This is a genomic window from Xenorhabdus taiwanensis, assembly GCF_036512875.1.
GTDB classification, from domain to species: Bacteria; Pseudomonadota; Gammaproteobacteria; order Enterobacterales; family Enterobacteriaceae; genus Xenorhabdus; species Xenorhabdus taiwanensis.
Map to the genome: position 1 here is coordinate 2,173,759 of NZ_AP028978.1, position 12,761 is coordinate 2,186,519.

A 12,761-nucleotide genomic window follows, 5' to 3' on the forward strand; every position below is an offset into this window, starting at 1 on the left:
TCATTTAAATCATAATGTTAAATGAGATAAAAATACTGTTTATTCCTTTAATTTCTACTTATTAAAGTGATTTTTATGGCAAAAAACAAACATTTCATTCACAATGATGTAATTTACAAAATTCTATACAAATGAAGATTTTTAGAATTTAACCAAACTTCACTGTTGATTAAGTAGAATAATAATTTAAAAAATTGCATTACACAGTTGGGAGTGTTTTTAAATAGCACACATGTGTTAAGTGATGATTAGAGAAATGCCCCAGAAACATAGGTAATTATGCATCATATAATTGCATATTATATGACCTAACCATGATGTCACTACATAACCGGGGTAAATAAATGTAACCAATAGCGAGGCAAACAAAAAACGAAGAGTTTAACCAACTTAAGGCGTGTTTCTGCTAATTCATTGATCTTTCCGTCAATTCATTGATCATAATACTTTGCATACTATGCCAGATAATGCCACTCTCTTTACCATAATTACGCACACAACCCATGATCTTGTCATAGGCTTTTTCCCGGCATAATGAGCTTAACTGCTGGTAGAAATTCAACGCTAAATTACGAGCTTCAGGACTGGAGAAATAATAACGACCAACACGGGTATACAACCCTTTCAGCCCATTAATAATCAAACCATAAATTGGGTTTCCTGACGCAAAAGCCAGACCACGGAAAATATCATAGTCTACAGAACTGAAAGCTTCAGCGGTATCTTCCACGCTTTCTTTTTCTGCCAAAATTTCCAATGATTTTTCAGGATTGTTCCTAAATGCAGTGCGGATAAAGATGGCTGCAATATTGGTTCGCACAGCTAATAAGTTATCAATCAACTGGGGAACGCGATCATGATCAAGACGCGCCAACGTTTCCAGAATATTAAGACCGGATGTTTCCCAGAAATTATTAACCTTGGTTGGTTTACCATGCTGAATAGTCAACCAGCCATCACGGGCAAGGCGCTGCAACACTTCACGCAAGGTCGTACGGGTAACACCGATCAATTCAGATAATTCACGTTCTGCTGGCAGTATGGAGCCGGGTGGAAAGCGATTATTCCAAATACTTTCAATGATATACTCTTCCGCGAAACTCGCAGGACTTTGAGCCTTAATTACCATAATTTTAATTATTCCAAAGCAGTTTTCTTGGCTAATAATAGCGGTTGATGATACCAGAATGTGCTTGCCCGACATAGTTACCTGGTAAATAAACCGTGAAAGAGTGAAAGGGCTCATAAAAAATGCGATCATTGGTAGATTAATTATGCGCTAATGCCCTTAAATTGCTATCGCATAGAGCGTACTATACCGCTCCGATATGTTTCTATATATCCACAAAGAGGAATATTAATAATAATGGAAATCAATATCCAACGTGCAGTGGTGAAAAACTTTCTCGGCAATTCGCCGGATTGGTACAAACTCGCTATCATTGTTTTTCTGATTATCAATCCACTGGTCTATTTCTTTATCAGCCCCTTTGTTGCTGGCTGGATGCTCGTCGTTGAGTTTATCTTCACACTGGCAATGGCACTAAAATGTTATCCTCTGCAACCTGGAGGATTACTCGCTATTGAAGCAGCCATCATTGGAATGACTTCGCCAAAACAAATAGGTCATGAAATTGCCAACAATCTGGAAGTTATTTTATTGCTGATTTTCATGGTTGCGGGCATTTACTTCATGAAACAATTATTGCTGTTTGTTTTCACGAAGTTGCTGTTAAGTATCCGCTCCAAGAAAATGCTGGCATTGGCATTCTGTCTGGCGAGTGCTTTCTTGTCCGCTTTCCTTGATGCTCTGACTGTCATTGCCGTTGTCATCAGTGTTTCAATCGGGTTTTACGCCATCTATCACCGATTTCTTTCCCATAATAGCAGTTCTGAACTGAGTGATGATAAGTACATTGACAGTGAGGATAAAAGGCAGACGCTGGAACAGTTCCGGGCATTTCTGCGCAGTTTGATGATGCATGCGGGGATTGGTACAGCACTGGGCGGTGTGATGACTATGGTTGGAGAACCCCAAAACCTGATTATTGCCAAACATGTTGATTGGGATTTTGTCACATTCTTTATTCGTATGTCGCCAATCACCATACCTGTGTTTATTTGTGGCTTGCTGGTCTGCTTGCTGGTTGAACATTTTAAACTGTTCGGTTACGGTGCTGAATTGCCTGAGCGTGTTCGCTCTGTTCTGGAGAATTACGATCAAAAAGCCAGTGAAAAGCGTACCCGCCAAGAAAAAGCTCAGCTTGCTGTTCAAGTATTGATCGGCATCTGGCTGATTGTAGCACTGGCTTTTCATTTAGCTGAAGTGGGTTTGATTGGCCTGTCAGTCATTATTTTAGCGACCGCATTCTGTGGTATTACCGAAGAACATGCGTTAGGTAAAGCATTTGAGGAAGCCTTACCGTTTACTGCCCTGTTAACCGTATTTTTCTCTGTGGTTGCCGTCATTGTTGATCAACAACTGTTCGCGCCATTTATTCAATTTGTCTTGCAGTCTTCACCGGCTTCACAGCTTTCCTTATTCTACTTGTTCAACGGATTGCTCTCCACGGTTTCTGATAACGTTTTCGTCGGTACGGTTTACATTAATGAAGCACTGAACGCTCTGAAAAGTGGCCTGATTTCACAACAACAATACGAATATTTAGCCGTTGCCATCAACACAGGAACTAACTTACCATCCGTGGCAACCCCTAATGGACAAGCTGCTTTTCTGTTCCTGCTGACTTCTGCCTTGTCTCCGTTGATCCGTCTGTCTTATGGTCGCATGGTAATGATGGCCTTGCCTTATACCATTGTGATGACACTCGTAGGTCTGTTGTGTGTTGAGTTCTGGTTAGTGCCTGCCACTGAATATCTCATCAAACTGGGTTTGATCACTCCACTATAATAGGAGACTGAATTTATCGTTGTATCTTGCCGGATGGTGTGATTTTGCACACTATCCGGTTTTTTTGTTAATCATTTGCCTAAAAAATAGCTCAGTTGATTTTAATTTTATTTTTTTATGGCTGATGAAACGGCACAATAAGCCAATTATTTATATTGAAAAGATGGGAAGAAAAGAAAATGTTTCAATTTTTAAAACAGAGTTCCCAAGGGCGAGGCACATGGTTATTGATGGCGTTGACCGCGCTTATCCTGGAAGCGACAGCACTCTATTTTCAACATGTGATGCAGTTACAGCCTTGCGTAATGTGCATTTATGAACGTGTTGCGTTATTTGGTATTCTAGGGGCTGCGCTGCTTGGTGCAATCGCACCTAAAACGCCTTTACGCTGGTTGGCTATATTGCTGTGGATTTATAGCGCATGGCAAGGATTACAACTGGCATGGGATCATACCATGATGCAGTTATACCCTTCTCCATTTAATACTTGTGATTTTTTTGTTCAATTCCCATCCTGGTTGCCATTGAATGACTGGCTACCTTCGGTATTTCAGGCACTTGGGGATTGTTCAATGAAACAGTGGGAATTTTTGACCTTGGACATGCCGCAATGGTTGATTGGCATTTTTGCCGCTTATCTGTTGGTAGGTATATTGGTGTTTGTGAGTCAGTTTTTTCGGACTCAGGGTAGACCCAAAAAGTAAGCAATTGATCTAAAAGGGTCTTATTAAGGAGATCCCAGCACTCTAGCTGGGATCTTTTCAACATTATGGCAACATCAAACTTTTCCTAAAATCTTTTATGTTGAAGATAATTTATCAAACAAATAACACCACTTAGGAATAGTGGCCCTGATTGTCCTGACATAAAAAAATACAAACAGTATTTAATCTATATTTGGTATGCTGCATAAGTTCCATTCTAATATTGATTAAAATGGGTATTAAATTAGACAGGTTGTTATAGTAATAAGGCAATGCTTAGGTAATAAAACTGACCAGAATAAGAGAGTTAACTCATAAAAAACCACAACACGAGATTTCTTAACGAATTATTCACCTGAACCGGATTCAGTATGTGGTTTTTCGGGATATAACGATGCACTCCAGTTACTGTAAGTACAAACAAATATCGAAGGATCTTTGTTTGAAAATGGCGTAGCCATAGATTTGATTTTTTCCGCCAACTGCATGGATTCCATCGTCGAATTACCAATATAAGTTCCACCAGGCAAGCGATGCCATTTCCCATTAGGAAAACGGATAGATTGGCTGAATTGATTCGCCGTCATCCTTTTATGTAATTTTTCATAACCCTCAATACCCGTGCCATAAAGCTCTACACGAATCAAATAACTTGCCATTTCTCTTTCCTTGTCTTTAACTTTTGACCAAACAAGTTATCAGTTTTTCTTTACTGTTTAAAGTCAGAAAAACGGGAGAAAAATCCGATATTAATGCCAATTCTGGTACTTACATTATATGTATTTGATATAAAATCCCTTGTTTGTGATTAAGGATGAGCGTTGTTATCAAATTTGCAGATTGAGGCTGAAACCGCCATTCACGCCCTAATACCGCTCGCTTAAGCAAACTGAGATAAGTCATAATCGGCCTCAGATGATTATCTGAGGCCGATTTTTTGTCTGAATTTTCTCGTGCATTCCTATGGCATGGGTAAGTTACGAGATTTCTACTGACTTTCCGCTGTAATTTTTTCTTTCAGTAATGTGTGATTCACAGCATATTTTGCCTGCCATGCTTTAGGGTTGATTAAATAATGTTGCCGGAAACGTTTAGAAAAATGACTTGGGCTGGAATAACCCACTGCGGCAGCGACCTCGATGACATTCATCCCTTTCTTCAATAAATCCTCCGCGGTGGTCATACGAACGTTTTCCAGATATTGATGGAAAGTACGGAAAACAACCGCACGGAATCCTTCTTTTAATTTCCGCTCATTCAAACCCACAGCTCTTGATAACGATTTTATTGTCCAGGGGTAATGATAATCGTTATTAATTATTTTTATTGCATTGTAAACAGCCCGGCGCTGCAATCCGCTAATCACATTATATTGACAATCATAAATTTGAGCGGTCACACAAGCGAGTATTTCTAACGCCTTTGCCTTTAAATAAACCTTTCTGACACTACCATTTAATTGACATTCTTCTATTTGATTCACTATCTGCATAAAGGGTGGGTAGATAGGGCAAGCCATCATCAAGGCATCACTATAACTTGCATTTTTTTCAAAACCAGCCGTTAACCTGGTAAACGATGGCAATTCCTGAGCTTCAATTTCGTTCAGAGAAAAACGGATATCAAGAATACGCCAGGTTCCGCAACCAAAAAAATTCATACCCCGTGTCATCGTAGGCGAATAGAAAAATACCATCGTTCCCGGATTAATATCTAAAACCTCACCATTCTCAATTGCCATTTTCCCCTTTCCACTGAGAACAAAGGCTATTGACACTGTTGGCGGCCCTTCACAATATTCGGTAACATCTTGACTTAACTCAAGATGGATACGGTTGATGTGAATTCCATCAGATAATTCCTCTGTTAGCAATGAAGGCGTTGTGTTATTTTCCTCTACTGGTGAATGCCTATTATTGCTATGGCTCGCAGCGAAAATCCCCAATGTCTCGCTATAGATCGTCTTCATGAAATCCCCTGTAAAATTAGCACCAGACACCAACCATTTCAAAAAAACGCTTTCCACTATCAAAACAGCATGTTGTGCGTATTAAAGATATTATGCTTTTATTTTATATAGTTATACACCAATGTGAATATCACGCAATTTATCATTAATGAGAATCATTATCAATAGTACGTATCGCGCTATTTTTGTCCCTATCCCGTTAGCCCTTCTTTTCTATTCCAGTTAATTTCACCAAAACCAAATATGTTTTCAGGTTTACCGTGCTTGTTTGGTTTACCACATTTGATCTTTTTAAAATATGATTTGAAAAGGCATAAAGAGTACTTATGAAAAAAAAATATGCTAAAGCATCTGTCTTATGTTGTCTGATTTCACCGGTTGTGGCTTGGGCGGAGCATTCACCCGAAGCCACAGAAGATGTTTTGATTGTGACAGCTAACAAACGGGCAGAAGCATTAAATAAAATTAATGGCAGCATTTTAGTAAAAACTGGCGAGGAACTTGAGCAAGCGGGTATCACTCAGGTACAGGATCTTGAGCGTGCTTTCCCTGGTTTACAAATCCGTTCCCGCGGTAACCGAACCTATTCAGCAACCACCATTCGGGGTATCAGCTCACCCGATTACTATTCTCCTTCCATTCGCATTTATGTTGATGGTGTTCCTCAGGATCACCAGTTTCTGACACAAGAGTTAATCAATGTAGAGCGTGTAGAATTATTACGTGGTCCTCAAGGCACTTTATATGGGGGGAACGCCCAAGCGGGTGTTATCAATATCATCACCCGTTCGCCAAAAGAAGGTCCCTGGCTGAACCTTTCTGGCAATTATTCTAAGTTGAAACAAGGAGGTTCCTTCAGCGGATCAATGCCTCTTATTGAAGATATGCTTTATGGCAGCATGAGCCTACGCTGGGTAAAAGAGCCTGGGCAAATTGATGTGCCAAACCGTGGTGATAAAAATATTGACTCCAGCAAGACCTGGCTCGGCAAAGGAAAGCTGGCATTTGCACCAGAAAACTCCCCTTTCAGCGCTGAACTTAACTTTGCTCATGAAGATCTCAATTCACACGAAGAGCTTTATTTAAACGACGAACAGTTCCGTCGGAAAGAATATGATGGCTCTATCCCGGATTTAACACGACGCGTCAACAGCTATGCACTCAAAGCGGAATATGATTTTGGCGACAACGTACTAACCAGTGTCACCGCCTATCAGGATCGCGATATTTTCCGTGATTTTATGGGGGGTAAATGGAAAGAAAAACACCACGCCACAACCCAAGAGCTACGTTTAAATTCCAGCTATTCAAATGGGATTACCAGTGTTCTCGGTGGCTGGTTCTCGGATGAGACTAGCAGACATTATACTAGCTATAATGATGCACATAACAAAATCAAAGGGAAATCACTAGCCCTGTTCGGTGAGGTTAAATTACCCATTGCGTCTCAATGGGATCTTACCCTTGGCGGCCGTCTATCACATGAAAAATCTCAGATCAATTATTCAGGATCTGACATGAAGATTGACACTTTTGATAACCAGGTTTCCAACAATGAATTTATACCTAAGGCGGCTCTGGGCTGGCAATTGACACCGGATACCCGTTTCTATCTCTCTGCCACCAAAGGATACAAACCGGGTGGATTCAATAACATTGTTTCCTCCATCAATGATAAAAAGCCTTACGATACCGAAACCTCAGACAATTATGAGTTTGGTTGGCATACCTCATTCTTTGATGACGCAATGACATTAAACAGCGCAGTTTATTACATCCGTTCCAAAGATAAACAGATCTATGTCGGACCAATGGGTGGGCAATTTATTCGTAACGCCGGAAAAGCAGAAAGTAAAGGTATTGAGCTGAGCAGCCAGATTAAACCAATGCAAGGGCTTAGACTTTCTCTTGGTGGTAGCGTAGGTAAGTCAAATTTCACTGATACAACAAGTGGCGTAAATTATAAAGGCAAACGCCTGCCTTATGCACCCGATGTCATGCTTAATGCAAGTTTCGACTATCTGATTGATCAAACATTGTTACCCGGTAACCTCTATTTAAATGCCGGTACTCGCTACTATTCAAAAAGCTACTTTAATGAAGCGAATACCCTTGAACAAGGAGGATATACGCTCTATGACGCATCACTCAGTTTAGAAATGGATCATGGCGTCAATGTCAAACTTTATGGCGAAAATTTAGGTAACAAACAGTATCGTGTCTCTAGTTTCCAGATGGGAAACAATACGCTTAACATGATAAGTAAGGGCTTGAATGTTGGGCTGGATGTGAGCATTGCACTATGACGCACAACACCTCACATCGCCGTCACATCTCGTTGCTACTTTTGACTTTGGCTGGTGTTTACACCATCCAAAGTACCATTGGTATGTTAACGTTACAAAGCATGCCGGCATTTCTACGCAACCACGGCGTTACCCCAGATAAGATAGGTTTGCTCTATCTATTGATGTTACCCTGGGCATTAAAATTTCTCTGGGCGCCTGTTGTAGAACGCTATCGCAAATCAGGTTCGGGGGATACTAACCCCCGCCGCATCATGCTCTGCGGCAATCTGTTAATTGCACTGCTTTTTGGTTTAATGTCCTTAGCAAAACCTGCCGAACATATGCCGCTGATCATAGCGGCTCTGTTTCTGATTACGCTTTGTCTGACCGTGGTAGATACCACCACAGACGGCCATGCTATCGATCGGTTATCACCACAGCATCGCCCCTGGAGTAATGTCATGCAAGTTGGAGGCAGTTATCTGGGAGCCATTATTGGCAGCGGCCTGTTTTTATATCTTATTTCACTCTATGGCTGGCACATTGGTGCAGGTATGCTAGTTATAGTGATCCTATTAATGTCACTGCCTATCTTGTTCATCCGAAAAACTCAGGGACAGAGAGAATCGAATGCGTCAAAAACATCGGGCACCCCCTCTCCAAGCCCCTCCCTAAAGAGTGCATTACGTCGTACTCCGGTTAAACAGGCCCTGATCTTAATACTGCTATGTATGATTGGGACACGCCTGTCACTCGGTATGCTCTCCCCATTTTTAGTCGATCGCGGCGTAGACTTAACCCAATTAGGCATCATTGCTGCCAGTGGTGGTGCATTAGCCGGATTATCCGGTGTCCTACTTGGCGGCATCGTTGTACGTAAGTTAGGTGCCGTCCAGACATTATTGGGGATAATGCTGCTTGAATGTCTGGTATTAGTGAGTATTTTCTGGCTTGCCCAACAATCGGAAACGCCCCTATCCCTGCTTTCAGCTGCATACGTTTTTATCACGTTAATCACCGCTACCAAATTTGTTGCCTTGTATACCCAAATGATGTCTTTGGCGGCTGGCATACAGTCTGGTGTGGATTTTGCGTTAATGCAATCCGCAGATATGAGCATTGCGATCATCTGTTCAATGCTGGGTGGATTGATTGTGACCAAAGCAAGCTACGCATCCCTTTTCGCTCTTGCATCACTCTTCACCCTCGCAGGCTTGTTTTGGACATTACATAAGCGCCACGATTTCCAAAAGGAAAACACCTATGCTCAGTAATGATCCTTCTGTTCAAAACTCTCCAGAGCAACGTGCTGCTGACGCCGGAGTCCTTAAGACATTGTGGGATATGATGCGCCCATACCGCACGCTGAGTTACGTTGCCATTGCACTTGCTATTATTTCTGCTGGTTTGCAAATACTGCCGGCAGCGATTGCTGGTCTCATTACTCAATCTATCTATGATGGTCAATATGATACATTGCTGAATTACGGCATCATGTTATTAGGCTTCACCTTTGCCGCTATGCTGACTTTCAGCGGTTCAACGTTTGTTGCTCATTTGATCGCTGCCGATGTTCAGGCTGATGTTCGTCGTCATATCAGCAATAAGTTGAAGTCGGTTCCCTTAGGCTTCTTTATGCAGACTGACAGCACCGAAATCAAGAAGATGATGTTAGATGATGTCGAACAGCTTGAGGATGGTATTGCCCACATTATTCCAGAGATGTCAGCAACCTTGTTCGGCCCATTGATTGCATTGGGTGTGATGTTAGCCATTGACTGGCGATTAGCATTGGCGGCTTTTGCTCCAACTTTGGGTGCCTGCCTATTATTCATCTATATTCAGATGAAAGTTCAAACCACTACTCAGCGTTTTTACGCAGCCCAAAATCGTATTGCTTCAACAATGGGTGAAGTTATCAACGCCATTCCTGTAGTAAAAACCTATTCAGGCGGCAATATTGCACTACAGCGAGCGGAAGAAGCATTTACCGCCCTGACACGTATTATCGATGTTTGGGTTGAGAAAGTGCAGGTCAAATCCAGCCGTTTTTTTGTGCTATCCAGCGCTAATCTGCTGTTTGTCCTTCCTTTGGCGGTCTGGCTGTTTAACCGACAAGAGATCACTTTATTTGAATTCACCTTCTTTATTCTGTCTGCTATGGCGTTCGGCAATATTGCTTCATCCATGTTCTCTGTGATGACACGTTTGCAGCAGCAAGAAGCGTTAGTCACACGTTATCGTTGGCTAATGAATCAACCTGAATTAGCGCCATGTACCCAAAGTCAAGTTCCTGCTGATCATACTGTAACTTTGCATAGCGTCAGCTTTTCCTATCAGGATAAGCAGAACAATGTCTTAAATAACATCTCGTTTTCCGTCCCTGCCGGCAGTTCACTCGCTCTGGTTGGAGCCAGTGGCTCTGGTAAATCCACGATAGCCAGTCTGATTGCTCGTCTTTGGGATCCTCAACAAGGCAAAATTACGGTTGGAGGTGTTGATATCCGCAACATGGATGAACCCACTCTGCGTAACAACATCTCGTTTGTGTTCCAGCGGGTATTTCTGTTTAACGATACGATAGCCAATAATATCCGCCTGGCCCGTCCTGATGCTTCACAAGCTGAAGTTGAAGCAGCGGCCATCGCAGCACAAGCACACCAATTTATCCAACAGTTACCCCAAGGCTACAACACCGTGATTAACAACGGTATCAGCTTGTCTGTGGGAGAAAAACAGCGTATTGCCGTTGCCGCCGCTATCCTGAAAAACGCTCCCATTCTTGTATTGGATGAAGCCACCGCTTATGCCGATCCGGAATGTGAAAAAGAGATGCAACAGGCACTCAATGCACTATGCCGTACCAAGACAGGCTGCAATAAGACCGTGATTGTTATCGCCCATCGCCTGCCAACTATCCGTCACCTTGATCAAATACTGGTTTTGGATAAAGGACACATCATTGAGCAAGGAACCCATGATGAACTGGTCGCACAACAAGGCGCGTATGCCAGACAGTGGGCAGCCTGGCGGGGAGAAAATACCGGAACAGGAGTAAATTAATCATGGGGTTATTTAATCGTCTCCAGCAACATTTATCTGCAAAATTACAACGGGTTTGGTTGGGTGGATTGTTATATAAGCAACTTGATACCCTTGCGATTATTGCTCAACTGGCTATCGCCGCCTGGGCCATCACTTATCTGAAGGAAAATCATCTGCAAGAAAGCGGCAACGCTATGTTGCCACTTATTACACTGACATTGTTGGTTATTTTACTGTTGCTGCGATTCGCTTTTATGTCTCGCGCATTACGTAAACTCACCATTGCTGCTTATGGACTGGGGATAGAAATCCGTCGCGCTTTGCTACAACGGCTTGTCAGTATGTCCATAGCGACAATTCGTGGATTAAGTGCCGGAAAAATAGCCCTGACGTTATCCGAAGATGTGCAATGGCAGGAAAATCAATCAGCTTATACCACTCCACAAATCACCTGCCAGATTATGATGCTGACGCTTATCTATCTGGCTTTATTCTGGTTCGACTGGGTTGTTGCTGGCTGTGCCCTGTTAGTATTGATGGTTGGATTACTGATTCTGGGTGGTATCCGTCAAAAACTCAATGAAATACTGCGTCGTCGGGCAACGATGATGGCTGATGTATCCGAAGCAATCGTAGAATATGCCCAAGGCATGGCTTTTATTCGCGCAGCGGCTGCTACCACAACGGTAGAACAACGTTTTGACCAGGAAATTGAACAACTACGTGCCGCATTCCGCCGCGGAATATTCAAGAGCATACCGTTGCTGAGTCTGTTCTACATCATTATTGATACCAGTGTGGTTGTTGGCATTCTGGCCGGTGCCTTACGTTTTAATGACGCACTCACTCTCCCTGAAATGCTGATCACTATTCTATTGTTGTTCGCCACTATTACCCCTTTACGCGGGATCATCCCCCTGCTCAACGTGACCGCATTGACACAAGTTGGTGAAACACATATTGCAGAGATAGAAGCGATTGCAACGCAAACATCCGGGCCATTAGCTGCACCAAACAAATATGATGTTGAAGTTAACAACATCTCATTTAGTTACCCAGGTACTCACCAGCCCGCTATCCAAAATATTTCATTTTATGCACCACAAGGCAGTATGACCGCCATTGTGGGACCAAGTGGCAGTGGTAAATCTACGCTGGCTTATTTATTACTCTCTTTCTATCAACTGGATAAAGGTGAAATTCGTCTGGGTGGGAATCCTATTCATCATTACCAGACTCAAGCGCTGTACGACACCGTCACCATGGTATTCCAGGAAACCGCTCTATTTCAGGATACTGTTGCCAACAATCTCCGTTTGGGTGATCCGAATGCGACGCAGTCAGAGCTGGAACAGGCAGCCCGTCTTGCCAACATTCACGATACGATTATGGCACTACCGCAAGGGTACGATACACCTTTAGGTGTGGATGGCGGTACGTTGTCTGGCGGGGAGCGCCAACGGCTTGCCATTGCTCGCGCTATTCTAAAACAGTCTCCGGTTCTATTCCTGGACGAAGCAACGGCATCGCTGGATCCCGAAAATGAGCAATTGATACAAGAAGCATTTGATTCCCTCACTCAGGATAAAACCGTTTTTGTTATTGCTCATCGGCTAAGTACGATAACCCGTGCTGATCAAATATTGGTAATGGATCATGGAACCCTTTGCGATAGCGGTACACATGATGAATTACTGAAGCGTTGCTCGCTTTACCAATCCCTTTGGAAAAATCACCTTGGCTCAGAAGAGCATTGGCACTTACACCCCAATATTCCCTCAAGTATTCATTTAAATAAGGTGTAACCCGCCATTATCTGTTTGTTAAGTAACTGCCATTTTATA

The 12,761-nt window shown here is 42.5% G+C and carries 9 protein-coding genes; 6 read left to right on the top strand and 3 right to left on the bottom strand.

Features of this window, described 5'->3' with window-relative positions:
* Positions 1-406: 406 nt before the first annotated feature.
* Positions 407-1,129, bottom strand: a complete 723-nt coding sequence (gene fadR / locus ACE1SE_RS09835) for a fatty acid metabolism transcriptional regulator FadR (protein ID WP_374050741.1) — start codon at positions 1,127-1,129, stop codon at positions 407-409.
* Positions 1,130-1,366: 237 nt separating this feature from the next.
* Between fadR and nhaB the strand changes: the two genes are divergently transcribed.
* Complete coding sequence (nhaB, locus tag ACE1SE_RS09840; protein ID WP_374050742.1) at positions 1,367-2,911, top strand: sodium/proton antiporter NhaB; 1,545 nt, start codon at positions 1,367-1,369, stop codon at positions 2,909-2,911.
* A 179-nt stretch (positions 2,912-3,090) separates the two neighbouring features.
* Positions 3,091-3,615, top strand: a complete 525-nt coding sequence (gene dsbB, locus ACE1SE_RS09845; protein WP_374050743.1) for a disulfide bond formation protein DsbB — start codon at positions 3,091-3,093, stop codon at positions 3,613-3,615.
* A 347-nt stretch (positions 3,616-3,962) separates the two neighbouring features.
* On the opposite strand, the gene ACE1SE_RS09850 is transcribed toward dsbB, so the two are convergent.
* A complete protein-coding gene (locus ACE1SE_RS09850; RefSeq protein ID WP_074023482.1) occupies positions 3,963-4,274 on the bottom strand; it encodes a type V toxin-antitoxin system endoribonuclease antitoxin GhoS in 312 nt (103 codons plus the stop codon).
* Between the two features lie 329 nt (positions 4,275-4,603).
* The gene (locus ACE1SE_RS09855) at positions 4,604-5,584 is read right to left on the bottom strand and encodes a helix-turn-helix domain-containing protein (RefSeq protein WP_374050744.1); all 981 of its coding nucleotides are present in this window, start codon (positions 5,582-5,584) and stop codon (positions 4,604-4,606) included.
* Positions 5,585-5,910: 326 nt separating this feature from the next.
* On the opposite strand from ACE1SE_RS09855, the gene ACE1SE_RS09860 reads away from it, so the two are divergent.
* Genes ACE1SE_RS09860 through ACE1SE_RS09875 form a run of 4 tightly spaced genes read left to right on the top strand, consistent with a single transcriptional unit; the run spans position 5,911 to position 12,722 of the window.
* Positions 5,911-7,890 carry a TonB-dependent receptor gene (locus tag ACE1SE_RS09860; protein ID WP_374050745.1) on the top strand — a complete coding sequence of 660 codons (1,980 nt, stop codon included), beginning with the start codon at positions 5,911-5,913 and terminating at the stop codon, positions 7,888-7,890.
* Positions 7,887-9,146 (top strand): MFS transporter, encoded by a 1,260-nt coding sequence (locus ACE1SE_RS09865; RefSeq protein ID WP_374050746.1) that lies wholly within the window; start codon positions 7,887-7,889, stop codon positions 9,144-9,146. Before ACE1SE_RS09860 ends, ACE1SE_RS09865 begins: the two co-directional genes overlap by 4 nt.
* Entirely contained in the window at positions 9,136-10,935 is a 1,800-nt protein-coding gene (locus ACE1SE_RS09870; RefSeq protein ID WP_374050747.1) for an ABC transporter ATP-binding protein, read from the top strand. The genes ACE1SE_RS09865 and ACE1SE_RS09870 overlap by 11 nt, the downstream gene beginning before the upstream one ends.
* Before the next feature lie 2 nt (positions 10,936-10,937).
* A complete protein-coding gene (locus ACE1SE_RS09875) occupies positions 10,938-12,722 on the top strand; it encodes an ABC transporter ATP-binding protein (RefSeq protein ID WP_374050748.1) in 1,785 nt (594 codons plus the stop codon).
* Positions 12,723-12,761: the final 39 nt, after the last annotated feature.